The following is a 20,131-nucleotide window of genomic DNA, read 5'->3' on the forward strand; positions in this document are numbered from 1 at the left end:
TTTAAAAAGGACCACAATAACATGAAACAAAAGCAACTGCTAGATATAGGTGTAGATCCCGATGATATTGATTTTGCGCTTGAACTTGTTCAGAAAGCGCGAGAAAAAGGTCTTAACAAGAAAAAAATCCACCGACAATTACAACTAGCAATAAGTAAACCAGATGCGAATTTTACCAATCCTTATTTTGGTGTTCTTGCCAAAAAAGTTTTTAAAGACCGTGCTTTCAAAGAACGTAAACAACCAGCACCATGGGAAATTTGGGGAGAAGATCTTCCTGAAGGAGCTGTTAAACAAATGGAGAATGCTTGTCGTTTGCCAATATCATGGCGCGGAGCACTTATGGCAGATGCCCATCAGGGTTATGGCCTTCCAATTGGCGGAGTTTTAGCAACAGAAGGAGCTGTAATTCCTTATGCTGTAGGAGTTGATATTGCTTGTCGCGTGAAAATGACAGTTTTTGATTCACCAGCGCAGGACGTGGACGATAATAAAGACTTTTTAATTAAAACGCTTGAAAAAGATACACTGTTTGGTATTGGCAAAGCCTTTGATAGATCTCACGATCATCCTGTTTTGCAAGAAGATTGGTCTTTTTCCAAGGTGACAAAACATGTAAAACCTCGTGCAATTAGGCAATTAGGTTCTAGCGGTTCAGGGAATCACTTTGTTGAGTTTGGTGAACTTACTTTAACGCACGGTGCTCTTGGTTTAGAGTCTGGATCTTATTTAGCTGTTCTGTCACATAGTGGCAGTCGCGGCGCTGGTAGTGCGGTAGCAAATCACTATTCAAAACTCGCAATGAAATTGCGCCCGAATTTACCAAAAGAATTGCAGCATCTTGCTTGGTTATCTTTAGATAGTGAGGAAGGTCAAGAGTATTGGCAAGCAATGGAGCTTATGGGAAAATATGCTGCAGCTAACCATCACATTATTCATAAAAAAATCTGTAAATCTCTAGGAGCCAAACCGCTCTTGCAAATAGAGAACCATCATAACTTTGCGTGGAAAGAAATGCACGATGGCAAAGAAGTTATTGTCCACCGTAAAGGAGCAACTCCAGCAGGAGAAGGAGACATTGGCATTATACCAGGTTCAATGGTAAATTCATGTTATGTCGTTCGTGGTAAGGGAAATGAAAGCTCTCTGTTAAGTGCGCCTCATGGAGCAGGAAGAGTAATGTCGCGTCGTCAAGCAAAAAGAAGTTTTAATTGGACAGATGTTAATCAAGTAATTAAGAGCAAAAATGTGACGTTGTTAAGCGCTGGTCTCGATGAAGCACCAAGTGTTTATAAAGATATCGACATGGTCATGCGTCACTCCGAAAACTTGGTAGAAATCCTTGCTTGTTTTCAACCGCGAATTGTCAAAATGGCGAAGGACGGTGAGCGTCCAGAGGATTAGAACTAGCTAATGGCACTCTTTAAAAATCAAAAATGGCTCTTTTTTAAAGTCCAATTTTGGCTTATGCTGATCAAATGAAATATTTGTTTTATTTTCTTAGATAGGATTAGCCATGCAAAAAACACAGCGTACTACAATTAAACGCGTTCCACAGAGAGCAAATTACGATTTACCAACAATACATAAAATTATTGATGAAGCTTATGTGTGTTCACTGGGTTTCCAGAACGAAGATAGTGTTCATGTGATTCCAACAGTTCATTGGCGTATAGGCAATACTTTGTATATACATGGTGCAACAAAAAGCCGATTGATTCACTGTGCGATTTCGCAATCAGTGTGTATTAACATTACTCTTCTTGATGGCCTTGTTTTGGCGCGTTCCGCTTTTCATCACTCAATGAACTATCGGTCGCTCAATATATACGGACGAGGTTTTCAGGTTGTTGATGCGGAAAAAGAAGATGTGCTTACTACTTTTGTTGAAAAGATTACGCCGGAGCGCATTGGCGAAATACGTATGATGAACAAGCAAGAACTTAAAGCAACTACTGTTGTAGGCTTTAACATTGAAGAAGCAGTTGCCAAGATTCGCACTGGTCCACCAGTCGACGATAAAGAAGACTATGCTTTGCCTGTTTGGGCAGGAGTAATTCCTTTACGTTTACAACAAGGTGAACCTGTGGAAGACAAATAAGTTCTATTAGCTTTTTGTTAGCTCTTTGTTACACCTTAATAGAATGTTCATAAGGTTATATAGAGAAGGGTGTTAGTGGTTAATATATCTATTGTTGATAAATAATAAAAAATACTTGCCAAGTATGAAACAAGTTGTTATCTTATTAAGGCAAGTAATCTAACTAAATCGCACTCTTACTTATATTTATAAAAAAGAGCTAACAAAATGAAACTCATTAGTTTTTTGTTTGTATTAGTTATTTCTTTTTCCTATTCAGAAGAGCTCTGTATTATTTCGTGGAATGTGGAATCTACAGGGGCGGATGCGCATGTTGTTGCAAAGCGTATTGCCGATTTCCAGGGATATGATATTTGGGGATTATCGGAAGTAGAAGGAAAAAGTGCCGCGCAGTTATTTGAAAAAGCAGCAGGAAAAGGTGAAGAGCATAAATTTGACTCTATACTTGGCTCTACAGGTAGAGACCAAAGACTACTTATTGTTTACAACAAAAGTCGCCTGAAGATGCTGGAGTCGTTCGAGCTTCATGAAGTAAATATAAACGGTCGAGTACGTTCACCGCTAGTTGCAAAATTTTATGACCGCGAAACAGAAGAAACTTTTTTGTTTATGGTTAATCACTTATATCGTAGTAGATGGTATTATCGTCATAAACAGGCTAAACTTCTCAATAATTGGGCTAGCCGACAGAAAATACCAGTGATTGCCGTTGGAGATTATAATTTTGATTGGGATATTTCTCGTGGTGAAAAAAAACATGATCGTGGTTTTGATTATTTGACTAAAGATGGTGTTTTTAACTGGGTGCGTCCAGATGAATTAGTAAAAACCCAGTCACATCGATTTTTTAATTCTGTTCTTGACTTTATATTCACAACAATAAAATCAGAGAATTATGAATGTGAAATCATCGTTGAGTCCGGAGACTTTCCTGATGATCATTTAACTAGCGACCACCGACCTATCTCTGCAAAAATTACCATAAGCAATGAATTTCTCAAAGCAAGTAGTTCAAGCTTAAAACAAGTCAAAAAACACAACAAGCTAAATCTAATTGAACAGTAATATTTGTGGTTCTTTGCTTATGTAAAGAACCATCCGCTTCTCAAAAAATATCCATTCCCTAAACCAACCTTTCTTTCCTACATTAATTGTTCTAAAACTAGGACATGTTATTGATTAGTTATTAGCAACTATTGTAATTGTAGTCGCGACGCTAACTATAACTAATACCTATCTAAGTTAAACTTACCAAAAGCCATTTTTGGCATTATAAGTTTTGTGTGAGAACAAAATTTTCGTCCGAATATAAGTTAATCCGCCTTTGCTTTTACAAGTACTTTGAATAAAAGCTCCTAACGAAAAATCCAAACAGAAGTTATTTTTGAAATAAAATGCTTGTAAAACAGAAACAATATAGTAGTATATATGTGACTTTATCAAAAGCCGTCTGTTTGTTATTTCGAAAATACAATGTTGAGTCCTTTGGACTCAAATCCCATGTTTTACTTACAAGATCTCTCATAATGTATATTTTATCTATTTTAGCGATAGAAATAGAGATTTTGTATGTGCCAATTCTCATCCAACACATATTTTCTTTAAACTTTCACACAAAATGTGGTTTCATTTGCGTACTTGAATAATCTATAAAAAATATAGACTGATCTCTATTTCTACTTACTTTGTGTCTTACAAAATTGTGATAGAAAGAGCCATGATGTCTATATATCAAAAAAACGTCAAAGTATGCATTGACAGTGAAATTAAAAAAGCCTTAGCTTCTTGCCAGAACAAAAAACAAAGAAGCTTTTTTATGAAGATTATAACTCACGTAAGGCAGTATTCCTGCTTGTTACGGCCACAAATAAGAGGGACCCAGCAACAATATTTTCAAGGCGTTTCTTTTGTAAAATCTTTGCGCGCGGTTATTTCGCATCGTAATTCTTGGATAAATTCCTTCTTCATATGGAAACCTGAAAAATGCGGAAGTGCCAATAGGCAGTTTTATTGTTTACTTACTCATTTATTTGCAAAATATCCAGTCCCTTCTTTTATGATGTCGATATGGTTTGAAGATCCTTCTCCTGATGTTATCCGCAAGCAAAATTGGTTTAAGCATATCGGTAGTGGTCAAAATTTGCGAACAGTAAATGATCTCCCACTGCGTTTCACAAAAAAAATGTCTCATTATTTTGTGCATGCCCCTGGTGATCTCTCTATAAATCAAGCTTTACGGTGGTCACAAGTTCGTGGTATGGGAGGAGATGAAGTTCTTGCAGATTTGGTTGTTTGTAGTCGAATAGGAAACAATTTCGATAATGAAAATTTCTGGGAAAAATTGATTGTTATACTTTGCAATAGTGAATGCTTACCGTATCATAAAATATCTGAAATTATAGACTATGTTTACCAAGCAAAATTTACAGATACAATAGTTCTTGAGTCTAATTTTTCTTTGAAAGGTCAGACAGACAATTCTTTGCTAAATAAAGTGAATAATTGGCATCGATTTCTTTCTCTAGAAGTTTATTATCATACTAAGTATCGATCGTGGAAACAATCTGGTATTAATGGTTATAATCAACAAGACAGTACACTAAAATTTTGCAAGTTGTCCATTGATGAATTGCAAAATAACTGGTCATTGATAGAAGAAGGGCGAAAAATGAGAAATTGTGTTGCAAATTATATTCCCAAATGTCTTAGAGGCACTACTTCTATTTGGTCAATGGCAATACTAAAACAAAATATTCGCAAGCGAATTATGACTATTGAAATAGACAATGATCAAAAGTTGATATGCCAAGCAAAAATGAAATGCAATCAGGCACCGGATAGAGATTCTCTAGAAGCTTTACAATGTTGGGCTGATAAAGAAGGTTTAAAAGTAGAGCTTCAGTAAAAATAGATTTTAAGCAAGTCGCAAAGACTTTTTGCGGCTTGCTTAAAACGCAGACAAAGTCGAATTATTTTGAATGATTCAATAAATATGCGAATGTTCATGTTAGATACGATTGTAATTTATATTTCTACAGCTTGGGTTACTTAATTTTTTGCTCTATTTTTTCTTGAAAACCTGCAAGACCAAAGCTCGATCCATTGAAAATAAGCAAAGAAGGTGAGTTTTGTGTAACGGTGTTTTTCGCTGTTAGAAAGTGTTTTGCTGAATATATTGGGTCAACAAGCATTCCTGTGGTGCGTGCGATTAATTGAATTTCGTTTAAAACAGTAGTATTCACAGCTCCAAATGATTTTGCTGTGGGAGGAGTATGAAATGTAATATTGTACTTGCTTGTATCAATAGTGGTTGATAAAGTATTTTCAATGTAGGAAGTATATTTTTGCAAGAGATTTCTGTAAGTACTTTCGTTACCTGCGATCATTGTTATGTGAAAATTGCGGTTATGTTCTTGCATAACAGCAAAGCCTAAAATCATTGCAATTGAGGTAATCCCCGTGCCGCTATCAATAAAAATATCTGAAAAATTTAGGGAATTCTGTTGTTCGTTTCGCAAAATGTCAATAGCAAGAGTCATTGCTCCCCATAGAGCACTTTCGTGGTTTCCGCCTTCTTCAAGCACAAAAGTTTTGTGTGTTTGTCTGTTGCAATATGCATAGGCGATATCGTTTACTCGCGTCCAATCTTTTCGTTCTATCCAGTAAATTTCATTTTCAGGGCACAGTAGACGTAGCCACAGTGAATTGCCGCGTAAGTTATGTTGGTTTTGCTTTAATAGAAATGGTTTGGCTGTAAGATTATGTTCATTTAAGAACTGTAAAATACCAACGATATTGTTTGAGTTTTCCCCACCAATTATCGCAACTTCAGAAAAATTTTGTTGTTTTAAAAATGGAATAATACTTGCGTACTTACGATACTTAGAGCCAACAATACTCGCACTTAACTCGTCTTCGCGTTTTACATAAGTGTTTGATCTATATCTGTTTATCGAATGAATACGCGTGAAAAGTTGTAATGGTAACAGATGTTTAGCGATAAACGTTGGTAAAGTTTCTTTGTTTTGGTACAAATAAACCACCACTACTCCCAAAATCCATTGGCAAAATTGAAAAGCTCACCCCAACTTCATCGTCAACATTATCGATTTCTAGGGAAATATCAAATGCAAAACGGTGAAAGATACGACGTACGGTAAAATTACTTTCTCGTAGTGTTTCGTCTCCATCAAAATCAAATTGTTGCGAAATTTCAAAACCCCATTTTTCATTGAAGTCATTACGCACCCTGTATGTTGTGATGAAGTTATTATCTCGTTGGTAACGAAAATCAAGGCTTAAAAACAAATTGCTTAATGGTTGTGAGATAAGAGAAGAAGATAATACGTCTAAACCATCTACCTGAAAATCATATTCAGCATTACCAATAAGACGTAAATTGTTGCGAATGTTCCATACTAAGTCAATTTCTAGATTGGATAACTGCTCGCGAAACCCTCCTTGTTCTTCTGGTAAATAGGAAAGTTCTAACTCAAGGAGAAAAAAATCGTCACTACCACTTTCGCGGACGGTGCGTAAGCGATTGATTAAGCGCAAGGTTACTTGTTGTAAATCGTCTACTTCTTCTACGGCATTAAATGGTATGAGTTCATTAGAATCAATGGTCGTGCGCAAAAACTCGTAGCGTACTTGTGGTGTGAAAACGTGTAAAAGTTGATGAATATCGAGAAGGCTGTTTTCTACATAAAATAAACGGTAAAAATTAGTGGAAATTTCTGCTCCTGTAGAAAAAACACCGCGCACTTCGTTAAAATTATCTATACTTTTTTCAAAATAAGTACTGCGTCCTTCTAGGAAAGGTACAAATTGAATGCCACCAGCAGATATTTTATAATTGAGAGTATGTATTGAATCAAAGCGAATAATGCGCTCGCCATCAAATTGTGAACGATTTTGTTCGTCGTCTTCACGGCGAACATTTGCTAATTCGACATCAGTACTATAATACAGACCACCACCCCATTTATCTAAGAAAAGTTGCTGTTTAATAAGATGGTATGTTCCTCGTGGTAAGAATACGATTTGTTCTTGAAAATCATTTAAGTTAGCACTTGCGAGAAATGTGACTCCATGGTTTTTCCATACTTTTTTGAGATGCGCATAGGTTTCTTGTTCTTTTTCTTCGCGGGCTTCATTTTCAAAAAAATCAAACAATAATTCTTCATCCGAAATATGTGAAAGTTCTATGTCTAAAAACCAATCGTTTGGTAGTTGATGACGATGTTGCCAGTAAAAGCGATATAAAATTTCAAAAGTAGCTTCTTCTTCATCTAAAGGATCACCGTCAAGTGTGTTGCCTAATTCGCGAAGTGGTTGGTCATGTACATAATACGTTTTGAAAAAACCAAGAAAGGAGTCTCCCTCATAATTAAATCCTGGCCCTATACCAAAACCTCTCTCTTCATATACATCTAGATTTAAATCCCAATTCATACTTTGTAACCAGTTTTGTTTGTTACGATAGAGTTCTCCACCCCACAGCGTAAGTAAATGATTACCAAAACGCGAAGAACTTCCCACCCGAACATTACGTAGAGGAAAGTCTTCTAAAGAGTGTCCTGCTATATATGGAATATAAAAAATAGGGGTGTTTTGTGCATACAATGTATTTTCTTCTGATACAATGTAGGACCTTTCGCTATTTTTGCGCATTTCAAGATGGTCTACGGAAAAATGATAGTGCGGTTCTCCAAATTGACAAGTTGAAATATCTGCATTATGAGCTTCTATATGGTTTTTGGAATGTATACGCAGGGTTTGGGCGCGAAGAAAGAGAGGGGTTTGTTCTCTCGTTCCTCGAACGATGCTTTCTGTAAGGACACCCGTTTGTTTACTTGTATCAAAAAACATCGCTTTAGAGCGCAAAGTCTTGTTTCCCCAAAAAAAATGGACGTTGCCTTCAGCGTATATTAAAGCGTTTTTTACCTGAACTTTTTTGCTATCTTCGCCAAAGGACTGTTTTTCTCCAGGAAACCATATTACCGCTGACTCACTATACAACTCTAATACTGTTTTAGGCTTTTCATTTTCTACTGTTTCTTGCCATAAATGTACACCTTCGGTGAGTACCCAGACATTTTTTCCTTGGTATTCCTGCATTTCCACAGCGCCAAAATCCATATTTAAAGGAAGCTTCTCTGGATTTGAACTAGCAGGTTCTCCAAGTAGTTTTACCCACTTATCTGTTTTTGTGGTTTTTTGCGATTTTTTTTTGGTGGAATCTTGGGCTATAGATTCTTGCTGTCCATAGATCAGAGTCAATAGAACAAACGCGACAATGATGTTTTTCATAAAATCCTTGATTTCTAACGATGTTTTTGTTTAAAGTTGTGAAAACATATGGAAATATTTTGTAATAGGGTGCGCTCTAATTATTTATATAGGTCCCTTATCTTCCTTATACTACAAAAGATACTTTATTAAGTCAAACTCCTCATTATAATTTTAGAGAATTTGGATTTACTATGGAATTTATATACCCTTCTCTGCTCATACTACTCTTTCCTCCAATGCTACTCTTTCTCTATAAAATTTTAAGAAAATCGTGGAGTAAGAGCTTGATTTTGTGGTTAATAACAATAACTTTTGTTGTTGTTGCCATTTCTTTGCCCGTATGGAAGTATCAGAAAAAGCAGCGACAAACAATAGTTTGCTGTATCGACACCTCGTTAAGTATATCACCACAAGAAATGCAAGACTTCCTAACGCTACCCATACATAAAAAATGGTCCTCTTCGGAAAATGATATACATTTTATTCTATTCGGCGATGAGTTATCTATACACAAGAAGTTTCCCAAAAAGATTTCTCCTACAAGTAATTTTTCCGTTTTAGAAGAAGCTCTTCAGGGAGCGTTAGCTCTTATTCGTAGGAATAAAAATCCTGGGAAGATAATTGTGTACAGTGACGGAACGGAACAAATACTATCTTCAGAAGTACTAGGAAAATACCAGTCCCAAAAAATTCCTATTTTTGCAATAACACCAAGCGAGCGCACCAGGGAATTTTATTTTGATAAATTGTCTATTTCTCCGCAACTTTATCCTCGTGAGCGTCCCGAATTTACTCTTAACTATCGCAGTACCTTTTTTGGAAGTGTGCGCGTTAGAGTGCTTGCAAATCAAAAACCATATATAATGCGCGACATTGTTGTTCAAAAAGGTAAAAACAATATTACTTTCTCAGGAAATATTCTTAGCCCAGGTGATTATTTTTTTGAAGCAACAATCGACGCCAATGATCGACCTCAAAACAATAAAGGTTTTGCTGCAACAACGATTATAAAACAACCAACTGTTCTTATAATAGGACAGGTAAACAACGATTACCTTGCACAATCTCTTGCGTTTTATAATATTAAAACGACGACACATTTTAATGCTCGTGTAAGTTACGATGCAATTGTGGTTATCAATCGCAAACAACTCTCTAGCAAAATGAATACTTTTTTGCAAAAATACTTAGAGCAAGGAGGTAGTGTTCTATGGATAGGGCAGGGAAACAGTAGTTGGCTACCAGGAATGTATGTTCCGCAAAAGAAAAAAGATCCTCCAGTAAATGATAAAACTCCCAAAGAAAATAAAAAACCAAAAAGTGACAATAAAAAACCACGTAAAATACAAGCGCGTTCTGCCGCTTTTGTTTTTATTATTGATCGTTCGGAAAGTATGAAAGGTGAAAAGCTACAGTTAGCGCAACAGTCAGCACTAGAAACTATTTCGCGTTTATGGATAAAAGATAGTATTGGAGTGATTGCTTTCGACGTTGAGCCAAACTGGATTATACCTTTGGGGCCTATTGTTAGCTTTGATTGGGCACAAAAACGTTTAAGTCAAATTTCCTCTCAAGGAGGTGGAACAATAATCAAGTCGGCTCTTGAGATGGCTTTTACAAAATTGCGTCGTATTCCGACTCATATCAAGCACATTATTTTACTTACTGACGGATTTGGTGATGTTCTTTCCCGAGGCACTATTGTTAAAATGGTTAATGAAATGAACGATAGCAATATTAGTGTGACGACAATAGGTGTTGGTGAATTTCTTGATGAACCGCTGTTGTCGGCCATTGCTCATGAGGGAGAGGGGAGTTTTTATATAACAGAAGATCATCTCAATATACGTGCTCTTGTGGTAAAAGATGTTGACCGTATATTAAAAATTCGCGGTCCAATTCCCAAAAATGAGCAGCCAAAAGAAAATAAAATAAAGCTTCCAAATATACCAGACTTTAACAAACCAGAAAAAGAACCGAAGAAAGACAGCAAAAAATATTTTACTGTAGATAAAACGGCAGCAACTCCTATATTTGCTAAATTTCAAAAGTTTCCAGGGATCAAGAAATATAATCATTACAAAACTAAAAGAAATAGTAAAGTTGAATTGGTTGTTCGCGAAACAAAAGAACCTCTATTACTACAGTGGAATTGGAAACTTGGACGTGTAATGTTGTGGGCAGGTGAATATGAAACTTGGCAAGAGTGGCAAAAATATCCGCAATTTTGTAGCACTCTCACTTATAACTTACTAGCTAAAAATGTTGACACGCCGCATGCTTTACTTGAAATAGAAGAGATCACTGGCCGCGGCGCAAAGTTGTTACTTACAGTTACACCACCACAAAACTATACTATTATTTCGTCGCAAAAATTTTTGCAGGTATCGGCTACAAAGTGGAGTGCATTTGTTCCTCATAATGGCAAACCTCAGAAAATAGATGTGGTTGTGAAGAAAAAGGAACAAGTCGTCGCACGCGCAACAACTACTTTTGCACCACCATACAAGAAAGAGTATAAAAATTTAGCTATCAATAACTTGTTATGGTCAGAAGTTTGCGAACAAACAGGAGGAGCCAGAATTACAAATGACGATAGCAAAATTTTTGCGCTAAGCTTTATCGAAGATCGTTATCCTCTACAAAATATATTTCTGTGGTGCAGTTTATTCTTAATATTTTTACTAATATTTTCGGCAATGAGAAAACTATGAACAAAAAAATAGCGCTCATCATCTTTTTATTACAAATTGCTATAACAACTTACTTTGTTTTTCCAGCAACAACAATAAAACAAAATAATTCAGTAGCAACATTTATGGTAAATTCGGCAATAGCAAAAAACAATGATTTGTTATTTTCCCAAAACTTTCCCCAAGATGAAACAACTGTACTATCTATAGAACTCCAAGAAACAAATGACGAAAGTATTCGTCTCGCTGAGAAAGTTATCAAGGAAATTGTCAGTGAAAATGGTGTTGTTCGTTACCATTCTTATTTACTAGATACACCTCTGTCTTTGCAGTCTCAATTGAAAGAGACTATCAGCGGCGAACAAAGTTCTAAAGAGCTTATTTTTCCTTTTGTTAAAGATAAGTTTTATACAGCATTAGTTGTTTTCGAACGCGACAATGAGCTACAACAGGCTGCGATTGCTCATATTGTACAGAAAATTCCTTTTTTCATCAAAACCCATCCGCAGATTGCGAACATTTTTTTTGCTGGAGAGCCTGTTGTCGGTTACTATTTAGGGCTGAGTTCTTTAGAAGTGAAAACCAAGTTTTTTCCAACGCTTATTGTATTTTGCTCACTTATTATGGTGTGGGTATTTCGCAGTTTTCGCGTTGTAGTTGCTTGGTTACTTGCTATTGTAAATGCCTTAGTGGTTTCTATGGGAATTTTTTCACTAATGGGCAATAGTCTTAATCTTATAACGAATTTAATTCCAGTACTCATTTTTGTGCTTTCGACAGCAATGCATATGCATATACTCCTTAGTCTAACTCATTTCGAAGATTATATTGCTGGTTTAAAGGAAAAATTGATTCCCAATTTCCTTGTAGCACTTACAACCTCAATTGGGTTTGGTTCGCTCATGGTATCTAATGTCAAACCTATTTATCTTTTAGGGAAATATACGTCGATATCTGTGTGGATTATCTTTGCTAGTTGCTATATCACTCATTTGGGGTTTTCGTCTTTATTTCGTTTAACTCTTTATGACAAAAAAATTCATGGCAAAGGTTTTACACAGAGCAAAATTTTTGCCTTAGGTACCAAAAATGGCACATGGCTTCTTGTGCCAGTTACAGTTATAATATGTGGAGCGATTACTGTTCTTTATAATTCTGCAGAATCAAATGGTTTAAAATATTTTGCATATGAGCACACTTTGCGAAAGAATACTAAGCATATCCAAGAAAGTATAACTGGAAGCAGTAGCATTGAAATATTGATACCAAAATCACAAGGAAAATTTATAGACTATACTTTTTATACGAAGGTCGCATCTTTTGAAAAGGAACTTAAATCTTTAAATAATATTCGCCATATCATAAGTCTAAACCAATATATCTTATTTGTGAACAAGTCTGCCATTGGTTTTGACCAATATGAGGAAGAAGATTTAACTATTTCTACTTCTGAGACGTTACACAATATGCAGAAACAGCTTAGAGAAACAAATGCTAATGTGTTTGTAAATTTTACAAGTGACCATTACTACCGTATTCAGATTTTGAGTAATGCTATTGGTAGTGAACACTTTCATATGCTAAAAGAAAACATAACTCAGATATATGAGCAGCAAAATTTTTCTGGTGATTTTGTATTTACTGGAACATTAGATCAGGTGATCCAAATTCAAATGTACTTGCTGCAGTCAATGGGAGAAAGTTTATTTTTTACAATAGCATTTTCATTGTTACTGATGACTGTTTTTTTGAAAAATTTACATATATTATACCTTGCAATTATTCCTAATCTTTTTCCTTTAGGATGTATGGCATGTGCTCTAAAAGTCTTTGATTTTCCAACAACTATTGGTACGGTGATGGTTTTTTCGATTGCTTTTGGTATTGCAGTTGATAGCACTATCCACCTTTTCCATTCATTTTACCACTACGAGCAAAAAGGTTTTTCTCAAAAGTGGTTGCATAGCCTATCTATGAATAGTAGTGCTATATGGATTACATCTTTTATTCTATTTGGAGCTTTTTTGCTCATCGGTTTATTGTCCGCGTTTTTACCAACAACGCAATTTGGACTTTTGTTATCTGTGGGAATGATTAGCGCATGGATAGGGGATGTTTCTTTTCTTCCTATCAGTTTGAGACTCTATACAAAGGGGCGAAGAAAAGATGAGAAATAATTGCATTATAATAACTATTTTTATTCTATTTTTTATTTGTTGTGACACTTCTCACGCACAAAACTCTTGGGAAAAACGCTATCACAATGCTCATATTGATCCGCAAAAATATATCAGTGACCCTCATTATTTAGTGCGTGGTAGAACACTTGCTTCGCCAAATATAAAAATCGAAGATTTGCAAATTTTGATGAACGATTCGTCGTGGTATGTGCGCTCAAAAGTGGCAGAATGTAAAATGGCAACGGCTGAAATATTGTCTTTTCTTGCGAAAGATAAAAATTTTCACGTGCGTAAAAGCGTTGCTGAAAATGACAACACGCCAAGTAGTGTACTATCGATATTGGCTCTAGATGAACGTTGGCAAGTAAAATTTTCGGTTATTGAAAGTAAGAGTATTCCAATATCGATACTGTATTTCTGGAGTACTTCAGAGTCACACTTTACCAAAAAAGAGTCCATGTACCGACTTGCGCATAAGTTTTCATTATTTAAAAAGCTAATTGACTTTATAAATGAAAAGCAAGAAGTCGAAATGGCAGATAAAATCTGCGCAGAGATTGCTGCTTATAGCTCTGTAGATCCAAAAATACTTGAATTTTTAGCAGATCATCGTAGTTGGGAGGTACGATTAGAGGTTGCGCAGAATTCAAAAACACCTATCAACTGTTTACAGAAATTAGCAACAGACGAAGATGATTCGATAAGAACAGAAGTTGTAAGCAATTCATCAACGACAATCAAGATTTTGCAAGACATGGCTTCTTGTGAAAAAGACGAGGATATAAAAGAAGAAATCGAAGAAATTCTAAATGAAAATTTATCAGGAGAAAGTAATGACTGAACAAATCGAAGAAAAAGTAGTAAAAAAAAGAGGTTGTTTTCATTATCTAGGTTGTTTTGTATCTATATGTATACTTTTAGGTTTAGCTGGTTTTGGATGGATTAGTTATGCTGCATTCACTAATTTTACTGATGCAAAGCCACTTAGTTTTAATTATGAAGTAACAGAAGAACAGCAGAACTCCACACAACAAAAGATAGCTGAGTTTCAGGAGACCATAGAGAGCGGCAAGGAAGTGACTTTAAAACTGCACTCTAGTGATTTAAATGTCATTATTGAGAACAACGAGGAACTTAAAGATCGTCTCTATATGGAAATAGAAAATGGCAGAGTAAAAGGGCAGCTTAGTTGGCCTTTCGAGAGCAGCTTTTTCGGTAAACGTTATATTAATGGAACAGCGGTGTTTAATTGCTCGCTCGAAAATGGTGTTCTCATCATAACTCTAGAGTCTTTAGAGGGAAAGAAGCGCGCCTTACCCGAAGCTCTTATGGAGCAAATACGTCAACAAAATTTAGCAAAAGACCTTTATAAAGATCCTGAAAAAGCAAAAGCTATCCGCAGAGTGAAAAAAATTGAAATCAAAGACGATTATGTTCTTATCACTCCAAATTTAGAAGGAGAGTAATTATTTTTACGCGTTTATTCTTTGCTGTTGTATTTTTTAGCATTTGTGTTAGTTGTGATGCAGACAAAAAAAATCCAACGATTACAATCGCTTGTGCTGCTAATTTTTTTCCTACTTTACAAGAAGTTTGTCAAAGATTTGAAATGCAAGAAAAAATAAGAGTAAATGCTGTTATGGGAGCGTCGGGCAATTTATACGCCCAAGTTTTATCAGGCGCTCCATATAACATATTTTTTTCTGCTAACTGTGAATATCCCCAAAAAATACATAAAGATAACACAAAAAATTACCCGCCACCAACAACATATGTTGTTGGTAAGTTAGTTATGTGGACTATGAAAAAAGAGTTAGATTTGAGCAAAGGAATGGAGTTACTTGAAGACAAGGAAATAAAGACTATTGCGATTGCAAATCCTGAATATGCACCTTACGGACAAAGAAGTAAACAAGCACTGAAATTTTTCAAATTGTGGGAAAAAATCAGTCATAAATTAGTATTTGGCAAGAATGCAAGCCAAACATTTCAATTTGCACAAACAAAAAATGCAGATATTGCCTTTGTTCCTCTTTCTTTTGCAAAAAAGAGCGGCAGATATTGGCAGCTTCCACAAGAAAGTTACACTCCTATTAACCAATGTTATGTGGTTTTACAACAAGATATACTTGTTGACAAGTTCTTACTTTATTTTCACAATTCTGGCGCGATTTTACAAAAAAATGGCTACGATTCTATAATAAAGTAGACTTTACACTCCTTCTTTCACTTAGCGTTTTTTGGGATTAACTCATGTACGATTGGCAACCTATCATACTCACTTTACAATTAGCAGCTACCACTACATTTATTCTATTTTTGATCTCTATTCCTGTTGCTTATTGGCTAGCATTTTCACCAAAAAAACACACGTGGATTGAAACCTTGATCTTACTCCCTCTCATAGTTCCTCCTGTTGTTTTGGGGTTTTATTTGCTTATTGTTTTCGGTAAAAATAGCTATATAGGAAGTGCAGTCAATACAGTAACAGGCTTCCAATTTGTTTTTACTTTTGAAGGACTAGTGTTTGCTTCGATTATTTATAGTTTACCTTTTATGGTAAAGCCTTTGCAATCAGGGTTTGAGTCCATTCCGCGCGCATGGATAGAGACAGCTTATTGTTTAGGAAAGTCTAAGTGGGAGACGCTTTATTTTGTGATGTTTCCCAATATGAAATTTGCGATTCTTTCCGCAATTGCTCTTAGTTTTGCGCACACTGTAGGCGAGTTTGGTGTAGTGCTCATGATCGGTGGCAGCATACCAGGAAAAACAAAAGTAGCATCAATTGCTATTTATGATGCTGTGCAAAGTTTAAATTATCCGCAGGCAAATTTCTACTCTTTGGTTCTAGTGGCTATTACTTTTGTAATTTTACTGTGTATATACAAGCGTGGAGAAAAAATCAATTGAGTGTTGGAAATAGATTATCCAGTCCTTTTAATTTTGGTTTTATTAATATAAAACTACGAGCTATTGCGAATTGGAAGATATGCTTGAAGAATGAGGAATTAAAGTCGACTACACAATGATCTATAGATTATGCTCTAGAAGTGGAGAAGCCTCTAAAGTGGTATACAAAAAACTCTTTTACTACTAAAGTATACTGAGTGTTTTGTTTGCAGTTACTGTTTGTATAGTAAGCGAAAGAGATAACTGGTTAGAGTATGTACGTTTTGGAGGCGCTTAGCTAGAGTTAGATGGTTTTGGGAATATGCCATAATCTATGGACTTTACAAATTTATTCCTAGGTGGTCAGCGAAAATAATAGCCAACTGTTGCAGGATAAGAGGGCAGTTGCGAATCGGCATGGTCCACTTGGTCTGCGCCTTTTGTATACCAAGGTACGCGGGTTTGAAGACCGCTTGGTCGTGAGGAAAGATTTTTTTAGTTAATGACACTTTCTTCTCAACATAGTATATTATGGGATATTAGTAAAGAACTACGAATTTGTAGCTCGACAAAACAAAACATACAAATCATTTGAGGGATAAAAAGTGGATATTTTGAAAGGTCGATACGACATAAAATATATGTTTGAACAAGGGGGAATGAGTAAAATATATAAAGCTCTCGATCTTTTTTTTGACCAAATGGTTGCTGTGAAAGAAATTTGCATACCAGAAGAAGAAAAAGAATACGAATTAGAATTACGTAAACGTTTACAACGCGAATATCGTTTACTAGGTAATCTACAGCACGAAAATATAGTAAAAGCCATAGATTTTTTTGAAGAGAACGATACTTTATATTTGGTGCTAGAACTTGTGGATGGAGAACCTTTAGATAAACTATTGGGTTTTGAAGAAGATACTTACGATTTAAAATATAAAGTTAATGTTGCTATACAATTAGCAAGTGCTGTGAAAACGATAAATGACGCAGGTATAGTTCACCGTGATATAAAACCATCAAACATTATCATTGATAGTAAGACCGGAAAACCAAAAGTGTTAGACCTTGGTATTGGAAAACCACTTGAAGCAGACAACTTTACGCAACTTACTATAGATGGAAGTGTTTTAGGTACAGTTGATTATATGAGCCCTGAGCAATTAAGAGGGGACACTGATTTAAAAACGGATGCTTTTTCTTTAGGAATAACTTTTTATCAGTTCTTTCTTTGGGAACCGAAGTCGCCTTTTTATCATTCTGATGTTATGACATGTGCACAAAAAATTATTGCTGAACAAGTGCCTCTTCTTGTGAGTAAAATAGATCAGGAGGAACTAGAACAACACAACGATACCTATCAATCACTGTCGACTACTATATCTGGAATGCTAATAAAAGAGCCAATGATGCGCACTTCTTTAGAGAAAGTAATTGAAGATTTAAACCTGGTGTATCAATCATTATAAAGGAAACTATGTGAATACTTATGCTTGGATTATTTTAGTAACTATTGTATTTAGCTATATCTTAAATTTGGTCTCTGATTTGTTAAATTTGAGTGCTTTAAAAGATAACTTGCCAGAAGAATTTAATGGAATATATGACGAAGAGAGTTATCAAAATTCTCAAAAATACACAAGAGTATTAACCCGATTTTCATTTATTACCGACTTATTTGATCTTATTGTTTTTCTTGGTTTTTGGTTTTTAGGTGGATTTAATTACTTGGATCAATATGTTCGTAGTTTCGAATTTGGTCCAATTCAGACAGGTCTTTTATTTATAGGTATTCTTCTTTTTGCTGGACAGATTATATCTATTCCTTTTCGCCTCTACCGTATTTTTGTTATCGAAGAAAAGTTTGGTTTTAACAAAACAACGCTCAAAGTGTTTTTTACTGATTTGGTGAAAGGCATGATTCTCGGAGTTATTCTTGGTGGAGCTCTTATCTCTGGTATATTAGCTTTTTTTACTTACGCTGGTCCGTACGCATGGGCTTATGCATGGGCAGTAACGATTACATTTATGCTTGTTATTCATTACATTGCTCCTGCATGGATTATGCCGATGTTTAATAAATTTACGCCTCTAGAAGAAGGCGAACTTCGCGACAAAATCATGAGTTATGCCAAGTCGGTTAATTTTCCATTACAAGACTTATATATAATAGATGGTTCTAAGCGCTCGACGAAAGCCAATGCTTTTTTTACTGGTATGGGGAAAAATAAACGCATTGCTTTGTTCGATACTTTGGTTGAAAAACAAACAGTTCCCGAATTAGTTTCTGTTGTTGCACATGAGGTTGGGCATTTTAAATTGAAGCATATTTTTCAAGGTTTCATGATAGGAATCATTCACACGGGAATTACGTTTTACTTATTGTCGATTTTTTTGAACCATAAAGAACTATTCGATGCGTTTTATATGCAGGACACTTCTGTGTATGCAGGATTAATCTTTTTTGGAATGCTATTTAAACCTATTGAAATGATACTCTCTATTTTTATGCAACTTTTTTCGCGAAAAAATGAATTCGAAGCGGATCGTTATGCTGTGGATACGGCGAAAGAAGAGCCACAAGCTCTTATTGGTGCTTTAAAAAAATTGTCTCGTGATAATCTATCTAATTTAACACCGCATCCTTTTTATGTATTTCTTCACTATTCTCATCCTCCTGTACTGACGAGAATTGCTGCCATTCGAAATCACCTACCAAAAAACTAGAGGTAGCTCTGCTTTGATTAAGGAATGCCGCCAAAATAAAATACCTCACTGAAATTTGTATTTGTTTAGACATAAGATCATTATTTTTGTCAGACCATTATAATACAAAAGAATATGAGATGATTTATCTTGGCGGCTGTTTTCGTTTATTTGACAAATTTTATGATAAAAGGATTCATATGCACACCACAATATTAGCCATTGATACTTCTTGCGATGATACAGCTGTTGCTGTTCTAAAAGATGACATGGTATTTGCCAATATTGTTTCTTCACAGGCTGATATTCACAAAGAATGGGGAGGAGTTGTTCCTAATCTTGCTAGAAGAGCTCATCAAGAAAAAATAATGCCATGCATCGATTTAGCTTTACAACGCGCGCAATTAACAATGGAAGAAATAAGCGCGGTAGCGGTAACCTATGGACCTGGTTTAGCTCCGTCACTTGAGGTAGGTGTTGATACAGCGAAAACCTTAGCTTTAAAACACGATAAACCACTCATTGGGGTTAACCATATGGAGGGTCATATTTTGTCTCCGCTACTTAAAAATAGCAAAGGAAATCCATATACTCCTATTCCAGAAATAGAATATCCTATTCTTGCAATGTCTATTTCTGGTGGTCATACTGAAATCGTGCAAGTGAAAAAAAAAGGTCAATATGAAATTGTTGGTCAAACCCTAGATGATGCTGTAGGAGAAGCTTTTGACAAAGTAGCGCGTATGCTAGAACTTGGCTACCCAGGGGGACCAATTATAGAAGAAATTGCTCTAAAAGGAGATGAAAATAGCATACCTTTGCCGCGACCAATGAGTCAAAATACAGGTTACGATTTTAGTTATTCAGGGTTAAAAACAGCTTGTCTTTATAAATTACGCGATTTAAAAAAAGAAAAAGAGCTGAGCTCTTTTTTAGCAGATTTTTGCGCTTCATTTCAAGAAGCCGCTATCGATTCATTACTTATAAAATTGAAAAAAGCCTGTAAAAAAATACGACCAACAATGGTTTTAGTGGCAGGAGGAGTAAGCGCTAATAATCGTTTACGTCAAAAATTTCGCAAAGCGATGGGGAAATTTAATCTACCAGTTGTGTTCCCTCATAAAAAGTTTTGTATGGACAACGCGGCGATGATTGGTCTCGTAGCATACCATAAGTATTCATGTGGTGAATTTATAAAAGACAAAGAAAAGCTTGATCGTAATCCTTCTCTTGTTATTGGGCAAAAAAATATTTATGAAAATTAAACG

At 35.5% G+C, this 20,131-nt stretch carries 15 protein-coding genes; 13 read left to right on the forward strand and 2 right to left on the reverse strand.

Features of this window, described 5'->3' with window-relative positions:
* Nucleotides 1-21: 21 nt before the first annotated feature.
* The 4 genes from UABHE_RS17435 (at nucleotide 22) to UABHE_RS17450 (ending at nucleotide 5,006) form a co-directional block, all read left to right on the forward strand.
* Nucleotides 22-1,404 (forward strand): RtcB family protein, encoded by a 1,383-nt coding sequence (locus UABHE_RS17435; protein WP_372364514.1) that lies wholly within the window; start codon nucleotides 22-24, stop codon nucleotides 1,402-1,404.
* Between the two features lie 112 nt (nucleotides 1,405-1,516).
* Entirely contained in the window at nucleotides 1,517-2,101 is a 585-nt protein-coding gene (locus tag UABHE_RS17440) for a pyridoxamine 5'-phosphate oxidase family protein (protein ID WP_372364515.1), read from the forward strand.
* 207 nt (nucleotides 2,102-2,308) lie between these two features.
* Complete coding sequence (locus UABHE_RS17445) at nucleotides 2,309-3,166, forward strand: endonuclease/exonuclease/phosphatase family protein (protein ID WP_372364516.1); 858 nt, start codon at nucleotides 2,309-2,311, stop codon at nucleotides 3,164-3,166.
* Nucleotides 3,167-3,818: 652 nt separating this feature from the next.
* The gene (locus UABHE_RS17450) at nucleotides 3,819-5,006 is read left to right on the forward strand and encodes a PcfJ domain-containing protein (protein WP_372364517.1); all 1,188 of its coding nucleotides are present in this window, start codon (nucleotides 3,819-3,821) and stop codon (nucleotides 5,004-5,006) included.
* A 139-nt stretch (nucleotides 5,007-5,145) separates the two neighbouring features.
* Here the strand turns inward: UABHE_RS17450 and UABHE_RS17455 are convergent, their stop codons facing one another.
* Both UABHE_RS17455 and lptD read right to left on the reverse strand, forming a co-directional pair.
* Nucleotides 5,146-6,144 (reverse strand): hypothetical protein, encoded by a 999-nt coding sequence (locus tag UABHE_RS17455; RefSeq protein ID WP_372364519.1) that lies wholly within the window; start codon nucleotides 6,142-6,144, stop codon nucleotides 5,146-5,148.
* Nucleotides 6,095-8,413: an LPS assembly protein LptD gene (gene lptD, locus UABHE_RS17460; RefSeq protein WP_372364520.1), complete on the reverse strand. Its 2,319-nt coding sequence runs from the start codon at nucleotides 8,411-8,413 to the stop codon at nucleotides 6,095-6,097. Before lptD ends, UABHE_RS17455 begins: the two co-directional genes overlap by 50 nt.
* 173 nt (nucleotides 8,414-8,586) lie before the next feature.
* Between lptD and UABHE_RS17465 the strand changes: the two genes are divergently transcribed.
* From UABHE_RS17465 to tsaD, 9 genes are all read left to right on the forward strand, one after another.
* Complete coding sequence (locus UABHE_RS17465; protein ID WP_372364522.1) at nucleotides 8,587-11,109, forward strand: VWA domain-containing protein; 2,523 nt, start codon at nucleotides 8,587-8,589, stop codon at nucleotides 11,107-11,109.
* Nucleotides 11,106-13,265, forward strand: a complete 2,160-nt coding sequence (locus UABHE_RS17470) for an RND family transporter (protein ID WP_372364523.1) — start codon at nucleotides 11,106-11,108, stop codon at nucleotides 13,263-13,265. Before UABHE_RS17465 ends, UABHE_RS17470 begins: the two co-directional genes overlap by 4 nt.
* A complete protein-coding gene (locus UABHE_RS17475) occupies nucleotides 13,255-14,109 on the forward strand; it encodes a HEAT repeat domain-containing protein (protein WP_372364524.1) in 855 nt (284 codons plus the stop codon). Before UABHE_RS17470 ends, UABHE_RS17475 begins: the two co-directional genes overlap by 11 nt.
* Nucleotides 14,102-14,734, forward strand: coding sequence for a hypothetical protein (locus tag UABHE_RS17480; protein WP_372364525.1), 633 nt, complete (start codon nucleotides 14,102-14,104; stop codon nucleotides 14,732-14,734). Before UABHE_RS17475 ends, UABHE_RS17480 begins: the two co-directional genes overlap by 8 nt.
* Before the next feature lie 86 nt (nucleotides 14,735-14,820).
* On the forward strand, nucleotides 14,821-15,477 hold the full coding sequence (gene modA / locus UABHE_RS17485; RefSeq protein ID WP_372371632.1) for a molybdate ABC transporter substrate-binding protein: 657 nt from the start codon (nucleotides 14,821-14,823) through the stop codon (nucleotides 15,475-15,477).
* A gap of 44 nt (nucleotides 15,478-15,521) precedes the next feature.
* On the forward strand, nucleotides 15,522-16,178 hold the full coding sequence (modB, locus tag UABHE_RS17490) for a molybdate ABC transporter permease subunit (RefSeq protein WP_372364526.1): 657 nt from the start codon (nucleotides 15,522-15,524) through the stop codon (nucleotides 16,176-16,178).
* 584 nt (nucleotides 16,179-16,762) lie between these two features.
* Nucleotides 16,763-17,626: a serine/threonine protein kinase gene (locus tag UABHE_RS17495; RefSeq protein WP_372364527.1), complete on the forward strand. Its 864-nt coding sequence runs from the start codon at nucleotides 16,763-16,765 to the stop codon at nucleotides 17,624-17,626.
* 10 nt (nucleotides 17,627-17,636) lie between these two features.
* The gene (locus tag UABHE_RS17500) at nucleotides 17,637-18,884 is read left to right on the forward strand and encodes a M48 family metallopeptidase (protein WP_372364528.1); all 1,248 of its coding nucleotides are present in this window, start codon (nucleotides 17,637-17,639) and stop codon (nucleotides 18,882-18,884) included.
* A 179-nt stretch (nucleotides 18,885-19,063) separates the two neighbouring features.
* Nucleotides 19,064-20,128, forward strand: coding sequence for a tRNA (adenosine(37)-N6)-threonylcarbamoyltransferase complex transferase subunit TsaD (gene tsaD, locus UABHE_RS17505; RefSeq protein ID WP_372364529.1), 1,065 nt, complete (start codon nucleotides 19,064-19,066; stop codon nucleotides 20,126-20,128).
* Nucleotides 20,129-20,131: the final 3 nt, after the last annotated feature.

This window comes from Candidatus Uabimicrobium helgolandensis (genome assembly GCF_041508025.1).
Classification (GTDB): domain Bacteria; phylum Planctomycetota; class Uabimicrobiia; order Uabimicrobiales; family Uabimicrobiaceae; genus Uabimicrobium; species Uabimicrobium helgolandensis.